General features: G+C 64.5%; 21 protein-coding genes. 2 read left to right on the top strand and 19 right to left on the bottom strand.

Translation table 11 applies throughout. The features are described from left to right. Positions 1 to 81: 81 nt before the first annotated feature. Positions 82 to 5,571 (top strand): AAA family ATPase, encoded by a 5,490-nt coding sequence (locus tag QX039_RS27790; RefSeq protein ID WP_409998917.1) that lies wholly within the window; start codon positions 82 to 84, stop codon positions 5,569 to 5,571. Between the two features lie 36 nt (positions 5,572 to 5,607). Further along, positions 5,608 to 5,847, top strand: a complete 240-nt coding sequence (locus QX039_RS27785; protein ID WP_315745072.1) for a hypothetical protein — start codon at positions 5,608 to 5,610, stop codon at positions 5,845 to 5,847. A gap of 341 nt (positions 5,848 to 6,188) precedes the next feature. On the opposite strand, the gene QX039_RS27780 is transcribed toward QX039_RS27785, so the two are convergent. The 19 genes from QX039_RS27780 to QX039_RS27695 form a co-directional block, all read right to left on the bottom strand. Further along, positions 6,189 to 6,410 (bottom strand): DUF2274 domain-containing protein, encoded by a 222-nt coding sequence (locus QX039_RS27780; RefSeq protein WP_315750751.1) that lies wholly within the window; start codon positions 6,408 to 6,410, stop codon positions 6,189 to 6,191. Between the two features lie 3 nt (positions 6,411 to 6,413). Further along, the gene (locus QX039_RS27775) at positions 6,414 to 7,616 is read right to left on the bottom strand and encodes a TrbI/VirB10 family protein (protein WP_315750749.1); all 1,203 of its coding nucleotides are present in this window, start codon (positions 7,614 to 7,616) and stop codon (positions 6,414 to 6,416) included. Next, the gene (trbG, locus tag QX039_RS27770) at positions 7,613 to 8,560 is read right to left on the bottom strand and encodes a P-type conjugative transfer protein TrbG (protein ID WP_315773853.1); all 948 of its coding nucleotides are present in this window, start codon (positions 8,558 to 8,560) and stop codon (positions 7,613 to 7,615) included. Before trbG ends, QX039_RS27775 begins: the two co-directional genes overlap by 4 nt. After that, positions 8,557 to 9,240, bottom strand: a complete 684-nt coding sequence (gene trbF / locus QX039_RS27765; protein WP_315773893.1) for a conjugal transfer protein TrbF — start codon at positions 9,238 to 9,240, stop codon at positions 8,557 to 8,559. Before trbF ends, trbG begins: the two co-directional genes overlap by 4 nt. A 2-nt stretch (positions 9,241 to 9,242) precedes the next feature. Further along, entirely contained in the window at positions 9,243 to 10,466 is a 1,224-nt protein-coding gene (trbL, locus tag QX039_RS27760) for a P-type conjugative transfer protein TrbL (protein ID WP_315773854.1), read from the bottom strand. Next, a complete protein-coding gene (gene trbK-alt / locus QX039_RS33105) occupies positions 10,463 to 10,777 on the bottom strand; it encodes a putative entry exclusion protein TrbK-alt (RefSeq protein ID WP_409977820.1) in 315 nt (104 codons plus the stop codon). The genes trbL and trbK-alt overlap by 4 nt, the downstream gene beginning before the upstream one ends. Beyond that, a complete protein-coding gene (trbJ, locus tag QX039_RS27755) occupies positions 10,777 to 11,514 on the bottom strand; it encodes a P-type conjugative transfer protein TrbJ (protein WP_315750743.1) in 738 nt (245 codons plus the stop codon). The genes trbK-alt and trbJ overlap by 1 nt, the downstream gene beginning before the upstream one ends. After that, positions 11,511 to 13,955 (bottom strand): conjugal transfer protein TrbE, encoded by a 2,445-nt coding sequence (trbE, locus tag QX039_RS27750; RefSeq protein ID WP_315750741.1) that lies wholly within the window; start codon positions 13,953 to 13,955, stop codon positions 11,511 to 11,513. The genes trbJ and trbE overlap by 4 nt, the downstream gene beginning before the upstream one ends. Positions 13,956 to 13,965: 10 nt before the next feature. Then, on the bottom strand, positions 13,966 to 14,247 hold the full coding sequence (locus QX039_RS27745) for a VirB3 family type IV secretion system protein (RefSeq protein ID WP_315750739.1): 282 nt from the start codon (positions 14,245 to 14,247) through the stop codon (positions 13,966 to 13,968). Beyond that, a complete protein-coding gene (locus tag QX039_RS27740) occupies positions 14,247 to 14,576 on the bottom strand; it encodes a TrbC/VirB2 family protein (protein ID WP_315750737.1) in 330 nt (109 codons plus the stop codon). Before QX039_RS27740 ends, QX039_RS27745 begins: the two co-directional genes overlap by 1 nt. After that, the gene (gene trbB / locus QX039_RS27735; protein ID WP_315750735.1) at positions 14,573 to 15,553 is read right to left on the bottom strand and encodes a P-type conjugative transfer ATPase TrbB; all 981 of its coding nucleotides are present in this window, start codon (positions 15,551 to 15,553) and stop codon (positions 14,573 to 14,575) included. The genes QX039_RS27740 and trbB overlap by 4 nt, the downstream gene beginning before the upstream one ends. Positions 15,554 to 15,693: 140 nt before the next feature. Then, on the bottom strand, positions 15,694 to 16,134 hold the full coding sequence (locus QX039_RS27730) for a CopG family transcriptional regulator (RefSeq protein ID WP_315750733.1): 441 nt from the start codon (positions 16,132 to 16,134) through the stop codon (positions 15,694 to 15,696). Positions 16,135 to 16,146: 12 nt separating this feature from the next. Further along, a complete protein-coding gene (locus QX039_RS27725) occupies positions 16,147 to 18,150 on the bottom strand; it encodes a conjugal transfer protein TraG (protein WP_315773855.1) in 2,004 nt (667 codons plus the stop codon). Positions 18,151 to 18,160: 10 nt separating this feature from the next. Next, positions 18,161 to 19,993: an MFS transporter gene (locus QX039_RS27720; protein WP_315773856.1), complete on the bottom strand. Its 1,833-nt coding sequence runs from the start codon at positions 19,991 to 19,993 to the stop codon at positions 18,161 to 18,163. An 84-nt stretch (positions 19,994 to 20,077) separates the two neighbouring features. Further along, positions 20,078 to 21,010, bottom strand: a complete 933-nt coding sequence (locus QX039_RS27715) for an alpha/beta hydrolase (protein ID WP_315773857.1) — start codon at positions 21,008 to 21,010, stop codon at positions 20,078 to 20,080. Positions 21,011 to 21,170: 160 nt separating this feature from the next. After that, positions 21,171 to 22,922, bottom strand: coding sequence for a relaxase/mobilization nuclease domain-containing protein (locus QX039_RS27710; RefSeq protein ID WP_315773858.1), 1,752 nt, complete (start codon positions 22,920 to 22,922; stop codon positions 21,171 to 21,173). Between the two features lie 246 nt (positions 22,923 to 23,168). Further along, the gene (locus QX039_RS27705; RefSeq protein WP_315773859.1) at positions 23,169 to 23,996 is read right to left on the bottom strand and encodes a lytic transglycosylase domain-containing protein; all 828 of its coding nucleotides are present in this window, start codon (positions 23,994 to 23,996) and stop codon (positions 23,169 to 23,171) included. A 2-nt stretch (positions 23,997 to 23,998) separates the two neighbouring features. Then, positions 23,999 to 24,514, bottom strand: coding sequence for a S26 family signal peptidase (locus QX039_RS27700; protein WP_315773860.1), 516 nt, complete (start codon positions 24,512 to 24,514; stop codon positions 23,999 to 24,001). After that, positions 24,511 to 24,975 carry a DUF2840 domain-containing protein gene (locus QX039_RS27695; RefSeq protein ID WP_315773861.1) on the bottom strand — a complete coding sequence of 155 codons (465 nt, stop codon included), beginning with the start codon at positions 24,973 to 24,975 and terminating at the stop codon, positions 24,511 to 24,513. Before QX039_RS27695 ends, QX039_RS27700 begins: the two co-directional genes overlap by 4 nt. Positions 24,976 to 25,254 lie beyond the last annotated feature (279 nt).

Genomic DNA, 25,254 nt, shown 5'->3' with positions numbered 1-25,254 from the left:
CGCTGGCCGGTGGCCGGGGAGTATGATAAGTTGAGCCAGTCCGTCCCTTTTTTGGGATCCTCGACGCAGCAGGGCGGTGAGTTGCAACCGCTTTGGGAGGATGGAGAAAGGGTATTTTCCCGTGGGCAGCTAAACGGGGACGAGCGCAGGCAGAGGCCTGTGCTGGTGGTACGTGCCGCAGATGATCGAGCGCCGCCAGCACTCCTCGATCGCTTCGCTCATGAATATGGCTTGCGCGATGTATTGAAAGATGCGCCCGTCCTCGTGCCACTTGCGTTGGAACGAGACGGCAACAAGACTCTGCTGCTGCTCGAGGATTTTAACGGCGAGCCGCTCAGCCAGTTGCTGGGCGAGCCGATCGAGGTCGGCATCATGCTGCGCATCGCCATAGCAATCTGCGCGGCAGTCGGTGTGATCCATCGGCGCGGCCTCGTCCACAAGGATCTCAAGCCCGCGAACATCGTCGTCGATATTCCGTCCGGGCAGGTGAGACTCACTGGCTTCGGCATAACCTCGCGGCTGCCACGCGAACGGCAGTTTCCCGAGCCGCCCGAGACCATCGCCGGCACGCTTCCCTACATGGCGCCTGAGCAGACAGGGCGCATGAACCGTTCGATCGATTCCCGCAGCGATCTCTACGCGCTCGGCGTGACGCTCTACCAGATGGCAACCGGTTCGCTTCCCTTCTTCGCCCATGACCCCATGGAATGGGTCCACTGCCACATCGCCCGCAAGCCGACGCCGCCAATCGAGCGGCTCGAGAGCCTTCCCAGCGCGATCTCCGCGATCATTTTAAAGCTGCTCGCCAAGATCGCGGAGGAGCGCTATCAGACCGCCAGCGGCGTCGAGCGCGACCTTCGGCGCTGCCTCCACGAATGGGAAGCCGGGGGCCATATCCGCGATTTCCCGCTCGCCCGTGAAGACACACCGGACCGCCTGCTCATCCCCGAGCGCCTTTACGGCCGGGACCGAGAGGTCGAGGCCCTGATGTTAGCCTTCGACCGCGTGGTCGGCTGTGGCGAGCCGGAGTTGGTGCTGGTCTCGGGCTATTCTGGCATCGGCAAGTCTTCGGTCATCAACGAGTTGCACAAGCTACTGGTGCCGCCACGGGGCTTGTTCGCGGCCGGCAAATTCGATCAGTACAAGCGCGACATCCCCTACTCGACCCTGGCGCAGGCTTTGCAGGGACTAGTGCGACCACTGCTTGGCAAGACTGATGCGGAACTGGCCCGCTGGCGCCGCTCCTTCCTTGAGGCGTTCGAGCAGAACGGCCAACTGATGGTGGATCTCGTGCCCGACCTCCGGCTTATCATCGGCGATCAGCCCGACGTGCCGGAAATGCCGCCGCAGCAGGCGCAGGCGAGATTCCAGCGGGTGTTCAGGAACTTCATCGGTGTTTTCGCACGCCCCGAGCACCCGTTGGCACTTTTCCTAGACGACCTTCAGTGGCTCGACGCCGCGACCCTCGACCTGATCGAGGACGTGCTGACCCGATCGGATCTTCGCCACTTGATCCTGATCGGCGCCTATCGCGACAACGAGGTCGACACCGCTCACCCACTGGTGCGCAAGCTCTTCATCATCAAGGCGACCGGCGTGAAGGTGCAGGAGATCACGCTCGCGCCGCTGGGGCGGGAACACATTGCGCAGTTGATCGCCGACACGCTGCACTGTGCACCGATCGCAGTCGCCCCCCTAGCCCAACTGGTATTGGACAAGACCGGCGGCAACCCATTCTTCGCGATTCAGTTTATCTCCGCGCTCGCCGACGAGGGAATGCTGTATGTCGACCACGTGACCGGCCGGTGGTCATGGGACTTCAGCCGTATTACCGCCAAGGGCTTCACTGATAACATCGTGCACCTCATGATCGGCAAGCTCGCCCGTCTGCCGGAGAAGACACGGCGAGCGGTGCAGAATCTGGCTTGCGTCGGCAACGTGGCCGACCTGTCCCTACTCGCGACCGCCTTCGGCGTGTCCCGAGCCCAGGTCGAGGCGGATCTGTGGGAAGCGGTTCGGCTCGAACTTGTGGAACGGCGCAAAGACGCCTACGCCTTTGTCCATGACCGGATATATGAAGCCAGTTACTCGCTGATACCGGAAAATGCGAGGGCGCCAATCCATCTTAGGATAGGCCGCCTCCTAGTCGACCGGACGACGCCGGAACAGCGGCAGGAGACGATATTCGAGATCGTGAACCAGTTGAATCGTGGCTCGGCATTGATCGAGGAAGACGACGAGCGGGCACGGCTTGCTGAGCTGAATTTGATCGCCGCCCGGCGCGCCAAGACGTCGACTGCCTATGTCTCGGCCTGCGCCTATCTGCGTTTTGGCATGGCGCTGCTCGGGGACGAGGCATGGAAGTTTCGACGAGAGCTCGCTTCCACCCTGTGGCTGGAACGGGCCGAATGCGAATATCTGAGCGGTGACTTCGACGAGGCCGAGCGGCGTATCGCCGAGTTGCTAACTCAGGCTGGATCAAAGATCGACAAGGCGGCCGCATATCGCATCAGGATCGACCTTCAGGTGATGAGGTCGGAACATGTGGAGGCGATCGACACTGCCATAGAGTGCCTTCGTCTGTTTGACATCGAGCTCTCGCCCCATCCCCCGCGCGCGGAGATGGACGCGGCCTATGCGCAGGTCCTGCACAAGCTCGACGGCCGTCGGATCGAGTCGCTGGTCTCGTTGCCGAGGCTGACGGATCCGAACGCGGAAGCGGCGATGACGATACTAGCGACGATGTGCGGCCCGGCCATGTGGACCGATTCGACACTCTCGGTACTCCAGCTCTGTCACATGGTGGTGCTCGCACTGGATCACGGCGTGACGGGAGCCTCCGCGCCAGGCTTCGCGGCGTTCGGCATCATGCTCGGGCACGTCTATGGGCGCTACGAGGAGGGTTATCGCTTCGCGCAGTTGGCGCGCGCGCTGGTCGCTCGGCACGGCCTGGCAGCGAACGAGGCGATGGCTCTCTGGGCACTCGAACTCGTAAGCCTCTGGACCCAGCCGGTCTCCACCGCCGTGGAGGCGATAAGGGCGGCTTTCGAGAGCGGCGTGAAGTCCGGCGACATCCCCGTGGCCTGTTATTGTTGCAACCACATCGTCTCCAATCTCCTGCTCCGCGGGGACCGGCTGGAGGAGGTTTGGACGGAATCAGAGCGCAGCCTCGCCTTCGCTCGGCGTGCCGGCTACCGTGACGTGGTGGATGTGATCACCGCGCAGCGGCGCTTCATGCTCACGATGCGCGGCCTCACAGAGAGCTTTGGGAGCTTCGGCGCCGGAGATTTCGACGAGAGCGAATACGAACGCTCGCTGACATCCGACCGCGCGACGATCATGATCTGCTGGTACTGGATTATCAAGGGGCAGGCCAGATTTCTGGCGGGCGACCTAGCGGTCGCGCATGACTGCTTCGAGCGCGCTGCGCCTCTACTGTGGGCCTCTCCGGGGCACATCCAGCTGCTCGACTATGAGCTCTACGCGGGATTGACCTTGGCGTGCCTAGAACCAGAGCTGCCGGACGTGGGAGCCGATGTCAGGCGCGCACGTCTCCTTGGCCATTGCGGTCGTTTGGCAACGTGGGCGGAAAGCTGTCCGTCGACCTTCGCCGACAAACACGCCCTTCTCCGCGCCGAGATCGCCCGCCTGGACGGCCACGATACCGATGCGATGCGCTTTTACGAGGTGGCCGTCCGCTCCGCACGGGTCAACGGATTTCCCCATTACGAGGGTCTCGCATACGAGCTTGCCGCCCGATTCTATCGCGCGCGGGGATATGAGGAGATCGCCGATCTCTACCTGCGCAATGCTCGTCGCTGCTACGCCCTCTGGGGAGCAGACGGCAAGGTGCGCCAACTCGACGAGACCAATCCGCATTTTCGCCCCCTTGAAACCGCTTCCGCCTCCTCCAACACGATCGGGACACCGGTCGAGCACCTCGACCTCGCCACCGTGATGAAGGTGTTGCAGTCGATCGCCGGCGAAATGGTGCTAGAGAAACTCCTCGACACGCTGATGCGAACCGCGCTCGAGCAGGCCGGTGCCGAGCGCGGCCTGCTCATCCTCGCCCGCGCCGCCGAGCCGCGAATCGCGGCGCGGGCGGCGGTCGCCGGCCCCGTCATCCGCGTGGACCTGCCGGACGAGTCCGTCGACCCCGCCGCGCTGCCGCAGTCGGTGCTTCAATATGTCCTGCGTACCCATGACGCCGTTATCCTGAGCGACGCTGCGCTGGAGGCTCCCTTCGCCGGGGACGCCTATGTCCGCGAGCACAGGCTGCGCTCGGCGCTGTGCGTGCCCTTGATCAATCAGGGTAAGCTCATCGGCGCGCTGTATCTGGAGAACAACCTCGCGCCGCGGGCCTTCGTGGCCGCGCGGATTGCGGTCCTAAAGCTGATCGCCTCGCAGGCCGCGATCTCGCTGGAGAACACGCAGCTCTATCGCGACCTCGAACAACGTGAGGCGCGGATCAGAAGCCTGGTGGACGCCAACATCATCGGCGTCTTCTTTTGGGATTTCGAAGGCCGGATCCTCGATGCCAACAATGAGTTTCTACGCATCGTCGGGCGTGATCGCACCGATCTCGCCTCCGGTTCGCTGCGCTGGACCGACATCACGCCTTCCGAATGGCTCACGCGCGATCAGGAGTTGTGGGTACCAGAGCTCCGAAGGATCGGCACCACCCCACCCTTCGAGAAGGAGTTCTTGCATAAGGGTGGGACGCGAGTTCCGGTGCTAATGGGCGTTGCGTTGCTTGAGGGTAACCAGGAGCAGGGCACGGCCTTTGTGCTCGACCTTAGCGAATACAAGCGCGCAGAGGCCGAGGCGATCGAAAGCGACCGTCGCTACCGTGAAGCGCAGACCGACCTGGCGCGCGCCAATCGTATCTCGACGATGGGCCACCTCACCGCCTCGATCGCCCATGAGGTGCGCCAACCGCTCACCGCGACGATCGGCAACGCCCAAGCCGGCATGCGTTGGCTCGACCGTGCACCTCCCGACATAAAGGAGGTCCGCAAAGCCTTCACCGCCATCGTGAAAGACGCGGCGCGCGCTAACGACATTGTAAATCGAATCCACGACATGGTGCGGAAGGCGCCGCCCCGTGTGACGCAGGTCAACGTTAATACGGTCGTGCGGGAAGTCATCGAGCTGACCCGCAGCGAGACGAACCGCCATAGGGCACTGGTCGAGGCCCGCTTTGCCGAGCAGCTCCCTCTTGTCACAACCGATCGGATCCAGTTGCAGCAAGTGATGCTCAACTTGATACTCAATGCCGTTGAGGCCATCGGCAGCGTCGAAGACGATCCCAGGGAAGTCCTGATCCGCACTGCAGTAGAGGGCGCCGGTGTCATCGTGACGGTGTGCGACACCGGGCCTGGGCTGCAGGTGGCCGAGCCCGAGCAGGTTTTCGAGGCTTTCTATACGACCAAGTCGGGCGGATTCGGACTCGGCCTGTCCATCTGCCGCTCTATTGTCGAATCTTACGGCGGCAGACTGTGGGCGATGGCTAACCAACCCCGCGGCACCACCTTCCTGTTCACGCTCCCAGCGTCGATATCGGTCGGGTGAACTAAAACGCCCTCCATAGCGCGACCGGACATGGTCATGGGCCGCCTCAAGCTCGGTCTGGCCGGTGGACCGCCACGCATTCCACACGTCCGAAAAAATGACGCTTCAACCAAGCCGATGTCGTCTACCAGCAGGGTAAAGGCGATAGTCGATGCGATCTGTGAAAATGCAGCCGATCGTCCTGCTGATTCGTTGATTGTCATGACTGAGTCTTGCGTTGTTTCTTGCATGCCACTGATGTGCGACGAACTCTCTTCAGTGGCTCTGGCGGTTTGACTGGCCAATGACTGGACTTATGAGGCGACCACCGCAAAACCTGGCGCCGCGCGCCGGCGCGGCTCGACCTGACTTCGCAATGCGTGTCGTCAAGCTTCTTTTGAGCGCCAAATCCGACCAGCAAATCGCCCTGGTAACCGTTCAAACGGCATGGAATTGGCTAGAAGGCCACCCACATCTCATGCTTGAGCGCGTCGCGAGCATTGTCATGAGAGATGCTTTTGGACGACGTTGCGGCGTGTGGCGCTCCTCCGTAACTTGGATGACCAAGATGCGTCTCCATTAGTGGCCCGTTCCTCGGCAGACGACGGATCATGATGGCCTGATCCTCGCTTGTCATGTTATTCGCGATTTTTCCGCAGTTTCGCGAAGGCCCGGTCTGTCGCCATGAAGCGCGCGACCATCGCGGTCACGAGTTTTCCCAGATCACTGGCCGGCTGCCCCGATTGATGCGACACCAGCTCCGAATAAGCCAGGAGATCTCGGTGCACCGCGGCAGGCAGCTCGACGGAGACCTTAACGGGCTTGTCATCCGGCAACGTTGTAATCCTGAGTTTTGCCATTGCTCACCCTCGATACGGCTCGAGCACAAGATCATGGTTGACCATCACCCGCACCGGAAATCCCGGCCGGATCGTCAAGGTCGGCTGGATGTTCATCTGCTGCCGCACGAGCTGCTGCCCTGTCTGGCTCGTCGCGTTGCCGAAGCCTTGCCGCAGCGCCTGAATGATTGCGGCATTGTTGGCATTGCCATTGCCTCCCGCGTTCACCTCGCTGCCAACGGAGAGTAACGTCGACAGCAGGGCGGACCCGATCAGCTGCTTCCAATGATTGTCGACCTCGTCGTCAAGACCCGAATAGCCACCGGAATCCGCGCCCTGCTGCCGCTCCAGGACGATCGAACGGCCATTCGGCAGGATCAGCCGCGTCCAGACCAGAAGCACCCGCGACTGGCCGATCGCCACCTGGCTGTCATAGGCTCCGATCAGCCGGGCTCCTTGAGGAATGAGCAGCAACCGCCCTGTCGGCGTATCGAACACATTCTCTGTCACTTGGGCCGTAACTTGTCCTGGCAGATCTGAGCGGATTCCCGTGATCAAGGCGCCCGGAATGACCGTGCCCGCCTGCACGACGTAAGGAGACGCCGGCCGCGTGATGCGATCAGGGCTCGTGGTGCGGCGATCCACCGGCCCATTCACGAAGGCGAGCTTGCGGTCCTGGCCGTTCTGCGCGAAGGCATCGTCCGTGGCCGGCGGCATCCCTCCAAGCCCGGCGCCCAGAGCCACATTTGGCGAGGGCTGCGTTGCCGTCGTCGTGGCCGTCGCAAACAACCGGCTGACGCGCGCGGCCTCCTGCTCCTGTTCGCGGCGCTGCTGATCCTGGTCTTGACTTGAACCAGGTGTTTGCCCTTGGGAGGCAAGGATTGGCCGTCCGAGATCGCCGGGCAAGGGCGGCCCGAGCACCGGGACGTCTTTGGCAACCTGCGTGTAGTCACGCGGCAGGCTGGAGACGCCGTCCGCGACCTCGCGATGCCCCGAACTGGCGAGCTCGGGTTGGGCCGCCGGCTTACGCGCGCCAGGGCTTTGCAGCGCCCACAGAACTGCGCCTGCGATCAGCGCGAGCGCCACGGCGCTGCCGCTGGCCAGAATCTTGCGCGACAACCGAGTGATCCGTGGCGGCTCACCGCCGAGGCGGAAGGGCGCCGCAGGATCGGCAGCCGGCTCCGGATCGTTCGGCCGTGCGCTCGTGCCTTTGTCCTCCGCACTCATGGCCGAACCTGTCCGTCGGTGCGAACGATCCGCACGGTCTGCTGCGGGTCGCCGCCCAGGCGCAGCTCGGCTGCCGCGAACAGCCGGTCCACGATCAAGACGTTGCCATAAGCTCGATAGTTGACGATTTCCGGCTTGCCCTCGGCACCGGTCAAGAACAACGGCGGCATCTCGCCTTGAGCGATGCCCAGAGAAAACTCGACATACACCTTTCGCCCGTCGTCATAGACGGCGACCGGTCGCCACGGCGGATCATCGCCTTCCATGCGATAGCGGAAGCGGCGCTGCGCGGGATCTGGCAGGACGGGTTTCAGAGCCACAAGCGCCGCCTGCACCGCATGCAACTCTGGATAGTACCAGGCCACGGCCGGCATATAAGGCTTCTCGCGAGCGCGGAGCTCGATCAGATAGGTGCGGCGGTCGGTGTTGACGACGAGATTGGTCTCGATGCCAGCGCGTGTCGGCTTGACCAGAATGTGCACGCGACGCGTATCGCCCGCCCCGCTCTCGGTGTCGCCGACCACCCACCGCACGGTGTCGCCGGCCGCGACCGGGCCTGATCCCGTGAGCTGTTCACCTGGCTCGAGCGCGATATCGGTAATTTGCCCCGGTGCTGCGTAGACCTGATAGATCGCTCCTGGACTATAAGCATAGATCTGCGCCGCGTTGTAATAGCCCCGCTTGCGCGGCTCGACGCGGGCCGCACCGTTGGCCGCTTCGATCCGATCGACAGGATCGCCCTCCTCCTTCGCGCCAGCCTTGCCACCAAACGTCACCTTCCATGGCGGCGGCACATGGAGTGCCCGCGGCCTGTCATCAACGGTGACAGGCGCCGCCGACAACGGTGGCACCTCGGCGTCATAGCGGATCTCCGGCGGCTTCGCCGTGACGCAGCCGCTTAGCAAGAGCGAAAGCGCCGTCGCGGTGAGGATGCGGCCGTTCATTGCGACAGCTCCTTCGACCAGCTGATGGCGTGGACATAGACGCCGAGAGGGTTCTTGCGCAGCCGGTCGGCATCGTCAGGCATCGCGAGCACGATGGTGAGAATGGCGGTCCAGCGTTCGGTCGCACTCAGCGCGCCATTGTCATAGTGCCGCTCTGTCCAGGCCACGCGAAAACTCTCGGACGAGGCCCGGATGACGCTGGAGACCTCCACCGAGACCTGGGCTTTGCCGAGCCTCGCGAAGGGATCATTCGTCCGGGCGTAGTCATTGAGAGCTGCCGCCCCGCGATCGCTCGTGAAGTCATAGGCGCGCAGCCAGCTCTGGCGCAGGACGATGGGATCGGCGGGGAGGCTTCTCACGTCCTCGACGAAGCGCGCGAGATGAAAGGCGATCTGCGGATCGGTCGGTTGATACTCGGCAATCGCGGGGGCCACCCGCTGGACGTCGCCGAGATGACCGACCTCCACCACCCAGGGAGTCACACTGCCCCGTGCCGATTGCCAAACGAGGCCCGCGGCCAAGCCACTCGCCAGCATCAGGCACCCGAACGCCATCAGCCGCCAATTCCTGGCTTGCACACGCGCCGAGCCGATGCGCTCATCCCAAACCTGCGCCGCCTTCTGATACGGCGTGATCGGTTGCGGCGTGCGGCCATAATGGACAGCGGGACGTTTGAACATCGTCATGGTTTGTCCTCCGAGAGATCGACGGAGCTGCCCTGCCCGCCTTGTCCGGCGCCGCGCACGGCCTGCGTCGCCGCCGAGGTGCCCTGACCGATGGTCCGCCCTGCCTTCAGCTGCTCGGCCCATCGCGGCGAGCCCGATGCGGAACCCCCGCGATCCGCCGAAGCTGCGGACGAAGGGCCGCCCGCGTTGGCCGCAGCGGCCTGTCGCAATGGACTGGCGGCGGAAGCCTCCGACGGGGATGGCTCTCCGCCACCACGCAGCGCTCGGACAACTCCGCCGCCCAGCGCTGACGCGCCTCGACCGCTACCGGTCGCCGCCGCACTGGCAAGACCGGCACTGCCAGCGATGAGCCCGGCGCCGGCAACAGCGAGACCGCCGGCAGCGAGCCCCGCGCCTGCTGCCGATGCGGCGCCGAGCTGCGGTCCGCCGGAGACGAGTCCGTTTGCGATGCCAGGACCGAAAATGCCGAGGCCGAGCAACGCCAGTGCGCCGAGCACGAGCGTCATTGCGCTTTCGATGGTCGGCGGATCACCGTTGCCGGGCGAGATCAGCTGCGAGAACTGGGTCGAGCCGATGCCAACGATCACGGCGAGCACCAGGACCTTGATGCCGGAGGACATGACATTGCCGAGCACGCGCTCCGCGGCAAAGGCCGTCTTGCCGAACAGTCCGAACGGAATGAGGACAAAGCCGGCAAGCGTCGTCAGCTTGAACTCGATCAGGGTGACGAAGAGCTGGATTGCCAGGATGAAGAAGGCGAGCAGCACCACGATCCAGGCAAACAGCAAAACCGCGATCTGGACGAAGTTCTCGAAGAAGCTCACATAGCCCATGAGATTGGCGGTGGCCTGCAGCATCGGTCGTCCGGCATCGAGGCCGACCTGCGCGATCTTACCCGGACGCAGGAAGTCGGCGACCGACAGCGCGGAGCCCGACGCCTTCAGACCGAGTCCGGCAAAGCTCTCGAAGACGATCCGGGCGAGGCTGTTCCAGTTGCCGATCAAATAGGCGAAAACGCCGACGAACAAGGTTTTCTTCACAAGGCGTGCGATGACATCGTCGTCGCGGCCCCAGACCCAGAATAAGGCAGCGAGGGTGAGATCGATCGCAGCAAGCGTTCTCGCCAGCGTGCCGACATCGCCGCTGACGAGACCGAAGCCGGAGTCGATGGTGCGGGTGAACGTCTCCAGAAACTGATCGATGATTCCTGTCCCGGTCATCGTGTCCGCTCCACAGATCCGGGCGCCGGCGAAGGCGAGCCACTGCTCGGTGTGGCCGGCAAGACACGACCGAAGAAGCGGCGGCGGCCCTCCGACCACATCCCGCGGCAATCGGCGAACGCTTCAGCCTGCTCTGGTCGAACGGCGCGGCAGCGCGTGAGACTCATCTCCAGCGCATTGGACTTTGGAGCCGGCTGCCGCGTCTCCGCATCCTGCCCACTCCGCAGCGGGATCGTGCAGGCGGAAAGAATAGCGAGCGTGGCAACTGCCACAGCGATCAGCCTTGGCCATTTGATATGATTTCTCTGCATCAATGGAACATCTGTACGTTGGAGGGCTGGTAGCCTTGACCCGGCGTCAGGAAGCGCTTGAGCTGCTCGCGCCCCTGATCCTGAGCGGCGGCGCGCTGCGCGGCGTCCAACATCGCGGCCCGGCCCTGCGCGGCCACGCTCGCGGTGAGATCGGCCAATTGCTGAGCCTGCAGCGCAAGGATCTGGTTGCCGGCCTGGGTGACCTGCAGAGCCCCGCTCGCGCCTTGGCTGGCCGCGACCAGCGCCGACGACTGGGTCTTGACCGTGTCGAGATTGCCAACGACGCCGGCCTGCACCCTCAAGGCATCCTGCAGCGCCGCCACTGAAGTCTGCCAGCGCGCCTGCGCATTGCTTATCAGCGCCTGACTCGATTGGCTGCTGCTCGCCGGCGCATAGGTGGTCGCGAACGCCTTGTCGATCTGCTGCACATCATAGGCGAGGCGCTGGGCCTCCTTGAGCAGCTGCTGAGTGCGCTGGATCGACTGCTGCAGCTGCGCCAGCGACGAATACGGCAGGCTCGCAAGGTTCTTCGCCTGGTTGATTAGCATCTGCGCCTGATTCTGCAGCGAGATGATTTGATTGTTGATCTGCTGCAGCTCGCGCGCGGCGGTCAGGACGTTCTGGGCATAATTGTTCGCATCGAACACGACCAGTTGCGCCGACGACATGGAGGTCGACGCCGCCCAGATGACGATCGCCGCCGCAGCGCCGCGGGAGAGACGACGAAGATCCGTCATACGCGGACCTCCCGGCCATTCAGATGGGGAATGAGGTCGATCGCCCAGGACACGCCGCGATGGGTGAGCCAGCCGGCAAGGAAACCATCCTGTCCGTGCTCGGCGAGCACACGCGTCATGTCGGCCTGGTCAGTCTTGGAAGACGCCGCGATCAGCGCCAGCGCGACCTCACCGAGACCGAGCTCGAACAGCCGGTTGCCGCGCCGCGACTGACAGTAATAGTCCCGCTTCGGCGTGGCGCGGACCAGGATCTCGATCTGGCGGTCGTTCAGCCCGAACCGTCGATAGACAGCAGTGATCTGCGGCTCGAGCGCGCGCTCGTTCGGCAGCAACAACCGGGTCGGGCAGCTCTCGATGATGGCGGGTGCGATCTTTGATCCATCGATATCGGACAGCGACTGCGTGGCGAACACGACGGACGCGTTCTTCTTGCGCAGCGTCTTCAGCCATTCCCGGAGCTGGCCGGCAAAGCCGTCGTCGTCGAGCGCGAGCCAGCCTTCGTCGACGATCAGGAGCGTCGGGCGGCCGTCGAGCTGGCCTTCGATGCGGTGGAAAAGATAGGAGAGCACGGCAGGCGCTGCCGCCGTGCCGATCAGACCTTCGGTCTCGAACGCCTGCACGGACGCACCACCGAGCCGCTCTGCGTCGGCATCGAGCAGCCGGCCATAAGGGCCGCCACCGAGGCAAGAGGGTTGTAGCGCCCGCTTCAGCGCATTGGACTGCAGCAGGATCGACAGGCCCGTCAGTGTCCGCTCAGACACGGGCGCCGACGCCAGCGAGGTCAGCGCCGACCACAGATGATCCCTCACCTCGGGCGTGATGCTGATCTGCTCGCGCGAGAGCATCGCCGCGATCCAGTCGGCTGCCCAGCCGCGCTCTGTCACATCGTCAATGGCGGCAAGCGGCTGCAGCGCGACGGCTTCCGATGCCTCGTCCGACAAGGCACCACCGAGATCATGCCAGTCACCGCCCATGGCGAGCGCGGCCGCGCGGATCGAGCCCCCGAAATCGAAGGCGAACACCTGGGAGCCAGGATAACGGCGGAACTGCATCGCCATCAACGCCAGCAGCACCGACTTGCCAGCACCGGTCGGGCCGACCACGAGCGTATGCCCGACGTCTCCGACATGCAGCGAGAACCTGAACGGCGTCGAGCCCTCGGTGCGCGCCACGAACAGCGGCGGCGCACCGAGATGCTGATCGCGCTGCGGGCCGGCCCAGACCGCCGACAGCGGGATCATATGGGCCATGTTCAGGGTCGAGACCGGCGGCTGGCGCACATTGGCGTAGACGTGCCCGGGCAACGACCCCAGCCAGGCCTCGACCGCATTGACCGTCTCGAGCATGCAGGTGAAGTCGCGGCCCTGGATCACCTTCTCGGCGAGCCGCAATCGTTCATCAGCAATGCGCGGATCCTCATCCCAGACCGTGATGGTCGCGGTGACCAAGGCCTCCCCGATCAGATCCGAGCCGAGATCCTGAAGTGCCGCATCTGCGTCGAGCGCCTTGTTGTGGGCATCGGTGTCGACCAGGGCAGCGGCCTCGTTGGTCACGACCTCCTTGAGGAGAGCGGCAATCGACTTGCGCTTGGCGAACCACTGCCGCCGGATCCTGGTCAGCAGCCTGGTCGCGTCGCTCTTGTCGATCATGATCGCCCGGGTCGACCAGCGATAGGGAAACGCCAGCGCGTTGAGCTCGTCGAGAATGCCGGGCGTCGTGGCGGTCGGGAAGCCGACGATCGTCAGTACCCGCAGGTGAGCGTCGCCCAGCCGTGGCTCGAGGCCTCCGGTCAGAGGTTGATCGGCCAACAGCGCATCGAGATGGACCGGGATTTCGGGGACGCGGACGCGCTGCAGCTTGGTCGAGATGGTCGCATGCAGATAGGTCAGCGTCTCCTCGTCGTCGAGCCACCGGCACTCTGGCATGAAGCCATCGAGCAGTTGCAGGATGCGATCCGTGCGGTCGGCGAAACCACGCAGGATCTCGTGGGCATCACTCCCCTCGCCTTGCGCGCGTCCCTCATACAGCCAGCGCTCGGCGCGCGAGGCATCTTCGGACGGCGGCAGATATACGAAGGTCAGGAAATAGTTCGACTCGAAATGCGCGCCTTGCGCCTGGAACTGCGCCCGGCGCTCGGCCTCCACCAGCGCGGAGGCGGGATCAGGGAATTGGCTCGCGGGATAGAGCTGAGACGGATACCTGAAGGCCTCGACGAATAGCGCCCAGCCAGAGCCCAACCTGCGGAGCGCATTGTTGAGCCGACCCGCGACCGCCACGAGCTCGGCCGGCACCGCCGAGTCCAGATCCGGCCCCCGAAATCGGGCGCTCCGCTGTAGCGAGCCATCCTTATTGAGGACGATGCCATGATCGACCAGAGCGGCCCACGGCAGATAATCGGACAGGCGCGCATTGCTGTTGCGATATTCGCGCAAGTTCATCATGGCTTGCTCCTCACACATTGAGATGACCGGGAATGCGCAGGTGCCGGCGCACGACCTCGACGAAGTCCGGATCGCGTTTGGCGGCCCACACCGCCACGCCGTGCCCGATCGCCCAGAACAGAAGCCCCGCGATCCAGAGCCGCAGCCCCAAGCCAAGCGCCGCAGCGAGCGTGCCGTTGAGAATGGCGATGGCGCGCGGCGCACCGCCGAGCAGGATCGGCTCGGTCAACGAGCGGCGCACGGCGATCGCAAAGCCGGGAAACGGCTGATCGGCATAGAGCGGAGCCTCCATCAGATCACTGCTCCGCCACCGAACGAGAAGAACGCCAGGAAGAAACTCGAGGCCGCAAAGGCGATCGAGAGCCCGAAGACGATCTGGATCAGCCGGCGGAATCCTCCCGACGTATCGCCGAAAGCGAGCGTCAGGCCCGTGCTGATGATGATGATCACCGCCAGAATCTTTGCCACCGGCCCCTGGACCGAGAGCAGGATCTGATTGAGCGGCTGCTCCCATGGCATGTTGGAGCCGGCGGCGCAGGCCGGGCTTGTCGTAAAGCTGGCGAGCGTCACAGCCGCGGACGCCACCGCCCAAAGAGCCGAAGAACCAGAGCGTTGCTTCATGGCTGTTCTCCTGACGCGGGTGCGAGCTGGGTGAGCTGATAGTCGCCGCGGGCATTCAGTCCATCGACGCGGGCGAGCTCGACCAGGCGCCGGTCGGCGCCGCGGCCGGCGAGCACGGCGATCAGCTGGATGGTCTCGGCGATCAGAGCACGCGGCACGGTGACCACGGCTTCCTGGATCAGTTGCTCCAGGCGCCTGAGCGCGCCGATCGCGGAGCCCGCATGGATGGTGCCGATCCCGCCAGGATGACCGGTCCCCCAAGCCTTGAGGAGATCCAGCGCCTCGGGGCCCCTGACTTCGCCGATCGGGATGCGATCGGGCCGTAGCCGCAACGCGGACCGCACGAGGTCCGTCAGGCTGGCAACACGGTCCTTGGTCCGAAGCGACACGAGATTGGGCGCTGCGCATTGCAGCTCCCGCGTATCCTCGATCAGCACCACGCGATCTTTCGTTCCTGCAACTTCCGCCAGCAGCGCATTCGTCAGCGTGGTCTTGCCAGTCGAGGTGCCCCCTGCGACGAGGATGTTGCTGCGCGCGGCCACCGCTGTTCGCAACTGCTTGGCCTGCTCTTCCGTAATGATGGCGGCTGCGACGTAATCCGCGAGCGTGAACACGGCGACCGCGGGCTTGCGAATGGCAAACACCGGCGCGGTCACGACCGGCGGCAGCAGACCTTCGAAACGTTCGCCGGTCTCCGGCAGCTCGGCCGAGACACGCGGCGCTCCGGCATGAACCTCGCTGCCGACATGATGCGCGACCAGACGCACAATGCGTTCGCCGTCGGCGGGCGAGAGCGTCTCACCCGTTGCAGTCAGACCCGAAGCGAGACGATCGACCCAGAGCCGGCCATCCGGGTTGAGCATCACCTCGATGACGGCGGGATCATCGAGCCAGTCTGCGATGGCAGGCCCCAGCGCCGTGCGCAACATTCGCGCGCCGCGCGAGCTCGCCTCCGTTCGCCATGAATGAACCGCCATGATCACCCCCGTGACCGGCGACGGCGCCTCGCGCGTCGTCCACAGCGATGATCAGAAGCGGCAACCGGCAGAGCTCCGCAATGCGCTCACTAAGGACATCGCGTTCTGGCGTAGAAAGAGAAACGAATGGCGAAATGGGGTCAGGACGAGCGGCTGGACTCGTCGGATTGCGTCTCTCTGGCCGCGACATCCTGAGATATCTCGGCGGCAAGTGTCTGCCCTTTGGCTAACCGCCGTCCAAGAGCCTCGACGAAACCCTCATAGCGCTCGCGGCCTTTGGCCTGCGCGGCCGTTTGAGCCGTATCCGGCAGCGGCGGGGTCACGGTCAGCCAGAACCGCACGAACAGCGCGAGCGCCTCGTTGGCGATCGTCACGTGACGCTCGAGCCGCTCCACCTGCCGGCTCAGCCGGTCGAGACGCCGCCCTAGCGCTGCCTCCATCCGCTCGGCATTGTCAGGCGACAGATAGGACGTCAGCGCGGTCTCGACGACGAGCGCCTGCGGCACACGCTTGCGGCTGGCGTAATCAGCGAGCTGACCTGCGAGGTCTGGGGGCAGCCGAAAGGTGTGCTTGGTGCGCATCATGAGCCTCCTTTACAGACCAAGGCCATCGTCCGGGTCCAGCGCCGCCTGTCGCGGCAAGCCACGAAGCTGGTCACGGAGCACGCTGTTGCGCACCGTCTCAGCATCCACGTCTCGGTCTTCAAAGTTGAACTCCTGCGCAGGCCGCGCTTGCTCCGGCACGATCTCCTCCTGCTCGGCAAGCTCCGGCTCCCTCCGGACCCCGGCATTCGCGGCGTCACCGGCTGCACTCAGCGCAGGCGGCCTCCCCTGCTCTCTTGCTGCGATCGTCCGAGCGATCGGCGGCAGCCTGCTCCAGTCGTCCGCCAACATGCCGTCGTCTTGGTCCGTCAAAACCGGATCGGGAGGTGGCAACCCCCGATCGACCAGCCGCGGATCTGCGAAATACCGGGCCTTCTTGCCGCGGATCGGCGGAACACCGGAGACCAGCACCAGCTCATCATCACCGGGCAGCTGCATCACCTCTCCCGGCGTGAGCAAAGGACGCGCCGTCTCCTGGCGTGAGACCATGAGATGTCCGAGCCAGGGGCTCAGTCGATGGCCCGCATAATTCTTCATCGCCCGCATCTCGGTCGCGGTCCCCAGCGCGTCCGACACACGCTTGGCGGTACGCTCGTCATTGGTCGCAAACGACACCCGCACATGACAGTTATCGAGGATCGCGTTGTTGGCCCCGTAGGCCTTCTCGATCTGATTGAGCGATTGCGCGATCAGAAAGCTCTTCAGCCCGTAGCCGGCCATGAACGCGAGCGCGGACTCGAAGAAATCGAGCCGGCCGAGTGCCGGGAATTCGTCGAGCATCAGAAGCAGCCGGTGGCGTCGCTCGCGGGCCTGCAGATCCTCAGTGAGGCGGCGGCCGATCTGGTTGAGGATCAGCCGCACCAGCGGCTTGGTCCGGCTGATGTCGGAGGGCGGGACCACGAGATAGAGCGTGGTCGGCCGCTCGCCTGCGACGAGATCACGGATCCGCCAGTCGCAACGGCGCGTCACCTGCGCCACGACAGGATCACGGTACAATCCGAGAAACGACATCGCAGTCGAGAGCACGCCTGAGCGTTCGTTCTCGCTCTTATTCAGAAGCTCACGGGCAGCGGATGCGATCACGGGATGCGGCCCGGCGTCCCCCAGATGCGCTGATGTCATCATCGCGCGCAGGGTGACATCGATCGGCCGCCTCGGATCGGAGAGGAAGTTGGCGACCCCCGCCAGAGTCTTGTCCGGCTCTGCGTAGAGCACGTGGAGGATGGCCCCGACAAGCAGCGCGTGGCTCGTCTTCTCCCAATGATTGCGCCGCTCCAGCGAGCCTTCGGGATCGACCAGGACGTCGGCGACGTTCTGGACGTCGCGGACCTCCCACTCCCCTCGCCTCACCTCGAGCAGCGGATTGCAAGCTGCCGATCGCGCATTGGTCGGATCGAACAGCAGCACCCGGCCATGCCGCGCGCGAAAGCCCGCCGTCAGCTGCCAATTCTCGCCCTTGATATCGTGAACGATGCAACTGCCCGACCACGTCAGCAAGGTCGGCACCACCAAGCCAACGCCCTTGCCCGAGCGGGTCGGCGCAAAGCACAGCACATGCTCCGGACCGTCATGACGAAGATAGCGATCCGCGTGCCGTCCCAGCACCACGCCGTCCGCTCCTAGCAACCCGGCCGCAGAGATCTCCTTCAGCGTCGCCCATCGCGCAGACCCATAAGTGAAGACATCGGCGGGCTCGCGCGCCCGCCACACCGACATGCCGAACGCAACCGCGATCGACGCCACACCGCCGAACGCCGCAATCAGTCCTCCCTCGGCAAACACCTCGGGCGCATAGGCATCATACGCGAACCACCACCAGAGGAACGCAGGCGGGAGATAGACAGGCATGCCCCGCGCCAGCTCGAACCACGGCGGCCCAAGCTGCGGTTGATACCCTAGCCGCCACGCCGTCCACTGTGTTGCGGCCCACATCGTGACAAGCACGATCGCGACGACCGCTGTGATCTGCCCCCAGAGGATTCTCGTGCCGGGCATGACGGGCAGATCAGACTCTTAGAAGGCCGCGCGCAAGCAACTCCGAACGCTTGGCGGTGAGCTCTTGGTAATTCTCCCCGCTCTGGACACTTGCCCGGGACGGAAGCGTGAACCAGATCGCAGCCGCGATCTGTAGAGCGACGTTCACGCCGAAAGCTGCCTGGTACGCGATTGCTGGATAGTGACCGCCGACCGCCGGCCAGAGCTGAACCACCAATCCCGTCAGGCATTGCAAAGCGAACGCGCCTCCGATGTGGAACACGTTGAGCGCCGCATTGGCTCGTCCAGCGACCTCCTTCGGAAAGTATTCTGCCAAGACGGCGTAGCTCAGCACGGTCGCCGCACCGACGGACGCAATGAACACCCAAGAGATGCACGATGGCAGCGGCAGGCGCACGATCAGCGCCAATTGCGCGGCGATGAACAGGATCGCAACGGACGACAGTAACTGACCAGGCCCGATGCCGCGCCGACGCAATCGATCGGCGACGACGCCAAGCACGAGCGCGCCAAGGCTCAAGGCAATCGCCATCATCAAAAGGTTCTGCAGCAAGGCTGGTCGGCCGAGGCTCTCGACATCGCTGAACCACGAAGCAGCCCAGAGCCCCTGGAGCGACCAGGCCGTCCCGATGCAGGTGGCCGAAAGCGGCGCCAGCCGCCAGAAGCGGGGGTCGGCGTAAATGGTCTTCAGGCCGATCTTGGCCGCACCTGAAGCAGATGGCGAGACCGGCACGACCTTGGGCACGATCACAAAGATCAGCAGCGAGCAGCCAAGGGATCCGAGCGCGAGAAGATTGAACAATCCACGCCAGCCGATCGAGGCGACCAGCCAGTCCGCCGGCAGCGTGGCGGTGACCGCTCCCGATGCTGCCATCATGATCATGAGGCCGTTGAGCAACGGCACCCGCTCGCCCGGAAACCAGAGCAACAGTGCCTTCAGACCGGACGTCATTGCGGCGGCGACGCCGAGGCCGATCAGAGCGCGGCCGGCAAGCAGCAGCAGGAAGTGGTCCGAGATTGCAAACAGCGCCGCGCCAACGGCCGCGGCCAACAGCACCGCACTCTGAACGAGCCGTGGACCATATCGATCCAGGAGTATGCCAATCGGGATCTGGGCTACAGCGAAGGTCAGGAAGTAGACCGACGTCAACAGACCGAGATGGCCGGCGCTGAGGCCGAATTCGGCTGCGAGCGAGCCTGCTATCGTCGCATTGATGGTTCGGAACAGAAACGACAGGTAGTAGGCACCAACGAACGGCAGGAACACTCTAACGATCAGCTGCCACATGGACATTTGGCCTGTGCCCGCCCGGCGCGGCATCGCATTAGCCTGCAAATCGTCTACCGAAGCCGTGACATCGCGATCAGCGGCAGTGGATCCCGCGCTGGTTTGCGAGCGCGCCGTCTCCTCGGAATCATCTTCCGGCGGGCTCTGGACCGCAGCGCTGAGCCGGTCCAGCGTCTCCCGGATCAAAGAGCGACCCTGATGAACGCGGGTGGAGACCTGCGCCGCAAATTCGTCGAAGCGTTCGGCCCCCCGTTGGCAGGCTTCGTGCAAGGCAGCAGCCGGGAGGCGTGGAGCCATGGCAAACTGAAAACGCGCCTGGAGCGCAACAGCCTCGCTGACGAGCCTGACATCAGCCGCCAGCTGCTCCAGCTGCCGGTTCATGAGGCCGATACGATCGCGCACGGACTCTCCGTCGTCTTCGTCGGGGCCCAGATAGCGATCAAGCGCGGCTTCCACGAGCGCGGACCTCGACTGGCCCGGGCGTTGAACCGCGACGGCGACTGCCAAGCGTGCTGCGACGTCCTGGGAGAGATAAACGCCGATCCTGGATTTCATCGCGTCACGCCTGCGCAACAAACTGAATCAAAGGATGGGCAGCTACGTCCGCACGCTGCCCGCGAGCCGGTCGACGGCTCTGCGCTATCGGCGCTGCGCCACAGGGACTGCGGGACCAGCCTGCTCGGCGTCGAGATTCCGGGGACGCTGTTTGGATGTGGAATAGCCGTGACGCCAGCAGCCGCGTTCGACAGCATCGAAGAACTCTTCGACTTGCGCATTGAAGGCGGCCGGCTCTTCCAGATTGATGGTGTGACCCGTGTTCGGACAGATCCAAAGGCCGGCCTCGGGCAGACATGCCTTCAGCATCAAATTGGTGTCGAGACAGGGCGTGTCTTCGTCACCAACAGCGAGCAACACCGGGATCGCCATTGTCGCCAAGCTGTCCCTGAAGTCGTGCAGCGACGGACGCAACATCTGATAGCGGACCATGGTTGTCGACAGTCCCTGTACGGACAACCGCCCGAGCCGGTCCGCGAACTCCCGCCATGCCCTGGGATTCTTGTGCTTGAGCTGAATGCGCGTGGGACTGTGCGCGATCCTGTCCGCCGTCACATCCAGGCCGCGATCGATGAACGACCGCGCCAGCGTCGATGTCTGTTTCAGCCATTGCTCGCGCTGCCCCGGCGAACAGCCGGATCCCGCGGCTGCGGCAACGATGGCGCTGGCCCGTCCCGGGTATCGCAATCCGAACTGCAAGGCGGCATAGGCGCCCATGCTGGCCCCGACCAGATGAGCTCGGTCGAGCCCAAGTCCGCGCATCACCGCATCTATATCGCCGACGGCATGCCCCCAGCCGTACAGCGCGGCATCCTCTGGAACATCGCTGGGCGGGTAGCCCCTCGCGTTATAGACGATGCAGCGGTGGCTTTTCGCGAAGTGACTGACCTGGAGATCCCAGCTTCGCAAGTCGGAGCCGAACTCGTGAGCAAAGATGATCGGACGGCCCTGGCCGGTTTCCTCGACATAGAGCTTGACCCCGCCGGCATCGACATACGGCATCGCGATCGTCCCCATTGCATATCCGCGCTTGTGAGACGAAGGAACCGACGAGATACAAGCGAGGCAATGCCGCAACGATGCTCGTCGTAGTCTTGCGCAGAATCTCGCGGAATAACCGGGGTGTCTAAGCCTCCCTGGTGGTCAGCCCCAGGCTATTTCGATGTCCCAGGGGCGATCAGAGGCCGAGGCCGAGCTTGCGTCCAAAGCTCCAGCTCACTGCCCCTCCGCTGATGGCGATCCCGCGCACCTCGCGCCCGAGCTGCTGTTCAAGTACCGGACGCCAAGGCACGAGCTGAAAGCCGAGCCCGTCGTCGATCATGGCGAAGCGACCGGACGCCAAGGTCACACGTTGACGGTAGATGCCCGCGATCGGATCGCCTTCGCCGATCGGCCGGTAGGCCAGCGCCGTCTCGGCCGAAAGCCTGGATGCGGCGGCATTCAGCTCGCGCTGGCGCAGGGAGGTGAGCAGATCGCGCGCGAACACGACCCGCTGCCCTTGCCGACGAGCGAGACCCTCAGCGGCCAGATGATCGATCCGGCGTTCCATGGCGGCCCGGACGTCCGCTCCAAATCCTCCGCCGACGGCAACAGGCTCGCGCGCGAGCAACTGACGATCGAGCCATGTCGCACCATCCGCCCTCACCTGGGCGTCGAGGGCGAGGTCCGATCGTGTCGCCAGCGATAGCCGCTTACGACCCTGGGCATCGTCGTAGACCCGCGCCTCGACGATCGCTCCCAATTGAGCATCGCCGGTCAGCTCGAGATCGGCGAATTTGAGATGATGGGTTCGGCCATCGACGCCGTCGACGATGGCATAGGCCGAGCCCTTGAGCTCGTCGTGGAGACCACGCGCCACGAGGCGGCCGAGCACCGGATCGGCCGGCTGATCGCCATGCAGCGCAAAGCCTTTGACGTCGGGCTCCCGGCCGAAGCCGCCGATAGCCCGGTGCATGGTTTTGATGATATCGCCGCGGAGCGCAAGATCGCGCAACGTCTCCTCCAGACCCGGCTTCAGCGTCCAACGCCCCGGCGCGATCTGCTCGGCCAGACCAAGACGTTCCAACCGGGCCGCCCTGCCCGTCATCAGCCTTCGCAGCTCCGGATCTTCGCCGCGGGCCACTTGGCGAAGATCCGCGACGCCAGCTCCCTCATCGGCCACAGCGCGAAGCGCACGGTCGAGCCCGGTCCAGTGCTCGGCATCGACCTCACGTTCCAGGGCCGACTTGATCTCGTGCTCGCTGCGCGGACCGAGCTCAAGACCGACACGCTCCGCTGCCCGCTCGCGAAATCCGCGGCTGATATAGTCGCGGCTGATGACGAGATCCTGGCCGTCATCGCCCCGGCCGCGCACGAGAACATGGACGTGCGGATTGTCCGTGTTCCAATGGTCGACCGCGATCCACTCCAGCCGTGTCCCGAGATCGCGCTCGGCATCGCGCATCAGCTCGCGGGTGAAGGTACGCAGATCCTGCATGTCCGCGGCATCCTCCAGCGAGACAATGAAGCGGAAATGATGGCGGTCGTTCTCGACGCTGGTAGCGAACGCCCGCTCATCGGCCTGGTCCGATCGCGCATCGAACATTGTGGCATCGGCGCCGTTACGCGTGACGCCGTCGCGTTTGAGATAGCTGATGTGTTTGGCAAGCGGCGCAGACCGGAACTTTGTCCCGCGATGCCGGACCACGCGCGCCTTCATCACGACCCGGCGCGTCGGCGAGCGTAGCGACAATGCCAGCGCAGCAGACCGTCCACGCCCGAACCGCGCACCGGCCCTTCGTCCCTCCCGGCCAAAGCCCTTGCCGGTATGGCCGGCCTTCCGAGCGGCGCGCATGACCTGGCCAACAAAGCTCTTCGGCTTGGCTGGGCCACGGCCGCCGTTCCTGATGCGACCGGGACGAACGCGGAAGTCGCTCTCGTCCCGGCTCATGTCGACCTCGGCGACAGGCCAGCTTGGCCGACGGCTCTCGCTTGATTGATTTGCCGATACTTTCGCCGTGAACCGCCAGCCGGCCTGATCTGGATCACGCCTGAAATACGAATCCAACCAACCACATGCGCCCGACGGCCGTCGGCGCTTTTATCTCGCCATCCCTGGTTGAGCTTTCCGGCCTTCACCTGATTCCTCTCCAACATGCGATGATCTACGACAGGCCGCGAAGAAGGGTGCGTTCGCTCATCGCCAGAGATTTCCGCCGGCGTGCCGAGCAAACAACGAATGCGGCTGCGGCAGGAGAGACGAGAGATCGCCGCGGCGAGCGACACGCAATGATCTGTTCGAGTGCTTGCCGGTTGCACTCTGATCGCCGGCCATGCGTTGCGAACCGCGCGGGACGAACAAGTTCACAAGCGAGACAACCGCCGCTCGGAAGGTATTGATCGGGCGTTGGGCTTGCACACCGGCCACGGCCGACGAAAGCTTCGCGACGTAGGCTCGGGTCTCGTCCGGCAGCGGCCGGCCCGTTGCCAGATGACGTTCATACCGCCCTGGACCCGCATTGTAGGCTGCGAGGAACCCGGGCGATCCATACCGGTCGTGCAGCTCGCGAAGATAGGCAGCGCCCGCCAGAACGTTGTCGTGAGGATCGAAGGGATCGGCCCCGAGGCCGTAGCGGGCGCGCAAATCGCGCCAGGTCTCCGGCATGATCTGCATCAGGCCGATGGCGCCCTTCGACGAGCGAGCCCGCCGATCACCGCCGCTTTCGATGCGAATGACGGCGTAGATCCAGCGCTCGGGAATATCGAACCGATGCGCAGCTTCGCTCACAGAACCTGCAAATGCCTCAACAGAGGACGTGCTCACGACGTGCAGACGGGAGGCCGACGGCGAGGCTTGTGCTGTCGCGCCGAAGACAACTGACCATGCGAGGACTGCAGCGATGATGATGCTCTGCCCGTGACTCCGGACGCGCGTAGCGACGACGCGAGAAGTGGCCGCGACGATCGAGCCAGCGGCGGTCTGAGCGATCGAACGAGCATCGAAGGGCCGGCGACCGTCGTGCATCGTCACTCCTCCCCACTCACCCACAGCGGCACGGCGTGACCGACGATGGCGGACATCGGCAGCACGCCGAAATATCGCCCATCGAGGGAGATCGCCGAGCGCGTGTTCATCAGAAAAGCTTCATCTTTGCTGAGCGTTCGGCAGCCCTGCCACATCGGCAGTGGCCGCCCCCGGCTATCACGCTCTTGCGCCTGCCCCACCTCGATCGCGTCGATGAGGATCGCGAGCCCGTGCCTGCAGACGACCTGCCCGGGCAGTGCCGCGACATGCTTCATCATCGGTACGCCGCGCGGCAGGTAGCCTCTGCTCGCCAGGAAATCGGCGATCGGCTGCGGCGGCTGCACCGCGACGATCTCGCCAATGGAGCGATCGCCGCTGGGGCGCAGCCGGTAGAGGCCCGTCGGGACGCTTGCAGAGAGGTTCCAGACAAAGCGGACGGTCGACGACTGCGGCACGGCCGACATGGCGATGGCAGCCACGCCGATGAGCGCAAGACGGAGCACAGCGACTGTCGTCATCGCGCAAACCTCCGCCGGTGCAGCCACGCCTGATGCCGTCCGCGCGTGTAGTCGCGCGGCACGTCGTGAGCGGACAGGCGGTTGTGAACGTGCTGCCAGTAGTCAGGCGCGGCCTCGGCTGGATCGATACCGAGCACCTCCACCCTGTCGATCCGCTGCAACACGGCTTCGACTCTGGACCAACCGGCAAGTCGCAACAGGATCTCGCCGCCGGGGCGGACGAACGGCACGGTGGTGTATGCCTGTCCCGGTGCGACCGCCCTGACGATCTCGATGCGCGAGACGACGGTTCCGAAGTCGTTCGATGCCCACCGCACGAACGCGAAGATGCCGCCAGGCGCGAACGACAGAACGCGCCGACGCTTGTCGATGATGGTTTCTTCGACCGCATGGCCGAACCGAATCCAGTTCTCGATCCGCTTCTCGAGCCAGAGCAACTCCACCTGTGTGAGGTCGCTCATGCCGCCCTCCGGCGAGAGCAGATGGACTGATCTGCCCAATCCCGGACGGCCGGCAGGACCGTGTAGCCGCGCCTAGGGTTCAGGTCCCGATCAAGCTTGAGGGCGCCGCGCAAAGGCTGCGCGCCGCGGTCATCACCAGGCGTGCAAAATGCGCTGTCCGTTAGAAGGAATCCGAAGGATTCCTTGTTAGTAAAGTTAAGGGCCGGCCAAGCAATTGAGCTGCCGTCGGTTTTGACCGATTTCGGTCCCCGATAGCACGAGGATCCGGTCCCCGATAGC

Origin of the sequence: Bradyrhizobium sp. SZCCHNR1043, assembly GCF_032489675.1 — a bacterium.
Classification (GTDB): Bacteria; Pseudomonadota; Alphaproteobacteria; order Rhizobiales; family Xanthobacteraceae; genus Bradyrhizobium.
This window is presented reverse-complemented; position numbering and strand designations above follow the sequence as displayed.

Coding starts and splice junctions, on each gene's coding strand:
- QX039_RS27785 (WP_315745072.1), top strand. CDS start 5,608: ATGGGCCGCCTCAAGCTCGGTCTGGCCGGTGGACCGCCACGCATTCCA.
- QX039_RS27780 (WP_315750751.1), bottom strand. CDS start 6,410: ATGGCAAAACTCAGGATTACAACGTTGCCGGATGACAAGCCCGTTAAG.
- QX039_RS27775 (WP_315750749.1), bottom strand. CDS start 7,616: ATGAGTGCGGAGGACAAAGGCACGAGCGCACGGCCGAACGATCCGGAG.
- trbG (WP_315773853.1), bottom strand. CDS start 8,560: ATGAACGGCCGCATCCTCACCGCGACGGCGCTTTCGCTCTTGCTAAGC.
- trbF (WP_315773893.1), bottom strand. CDS start 9,240: ATGTTCAAACGTCCCGCTGTCCATTATGGCCGCACGCCGCAACCGATC.
- trbL (WP_315773854.1), bottom strand. CDS start 10,466: ATGACCGGGACAGGAATCATCGATCAGTTTCTGGAGACGTTCACCCGC.
- trbK-alt (WP_409977820.1), bottom strand. CDS start 10,777: ATGCAGAGAAATCATATCAAATGGCCAAGGCTGATCGCTGTGGCAGTT.
- trbJ (WP_315750743.1), bottom strand. CDS start 11,514: ATGACGGATCTTCGTCGTCTCTCCCGCGGCGCTGCGGCGGCGATCGTC.
- trbE (WP_315750741.1), bottom strand. CDS start 13,955: ATGATGAACTTGCGCGAATATCGCAACAGCAATGCGCGCCTGTCCGAT.
- QX039_RS27745 (WP_315750739.1), bottom strand. CDS start 14,247: ATGGAGGCTCCGCTCTATGCCGATCAGCCGTTTCCCGGCTTTGCGATC.
- QX039_RS27740 (WP_315750737.1), bottom strand. CDS start 14,576: ATGAAGCAACGCTCTGGTTCTTCGGCTCTTTGGGCGGTGGCGTCCGCG.
- trbB (WP_315750735.1), bottom strand. CDS start 15,553: ATGGCGGTTCATTCATGGCGAACGGAGGCGAGCTCGCGCGGCGCGCGA.
- QX039_RS27730 (WP_315750733.1), bottom strand. CDS start 16,134: ATGCGCACCAAGCACACCTTTCGGCTGCCCCCAGACCTCGCAGGTCAG.
- QX039_RS27725 (WP_315773855.1), bottom strand. CDS start 18,150: ATGCCCGGCACGAGAATCCTCTGGGGGCAGATCACAGCGGTCGTCGCG.
- QX039_RS27720 (WP_315773856.1), bottom strand. CDS start 19,993: ATGAAATCCAGGATCGGCGTTTATCTCTCCCAGGACGTCGCAGCACGC.
- QX039_RS27715 (WP_315773857.1), bottom strand. CDS start 21,010: ATGGGGACGATCGCGATGCCGTATGTCGATGCCGGCGGGGTCAAGCTC.
- QX039_RS27710 (WP_315773858.1), bottom strand. CDS start 22,922: ATGAGCCGGGACGAGAGCGACTTCCGCGTTCGTCCCGGTCGCATCAGG.
- QX039_RS27705 (WP_315773859.1), bottom strand. CDS start 23,996: ATGCACGACGGTCGCCGGCCCTTCGATGCTCGTTCGATCGCTCAGACC.
- QX039_RS27700 (WP_315773860.1), bottom strand. CDS start 24,514: ATGACGACAGTCGCTGTGCTCCGTCTTGCGCTCATCGGCGTGGCTGCC.
- QX039_RS27695 (WP_315773861.1), bottom strand. CDS start 24,975: ATGAGCGACCTCACACAGGTGGAGTTGCTCTGGCTCGAGAAGCGGATC.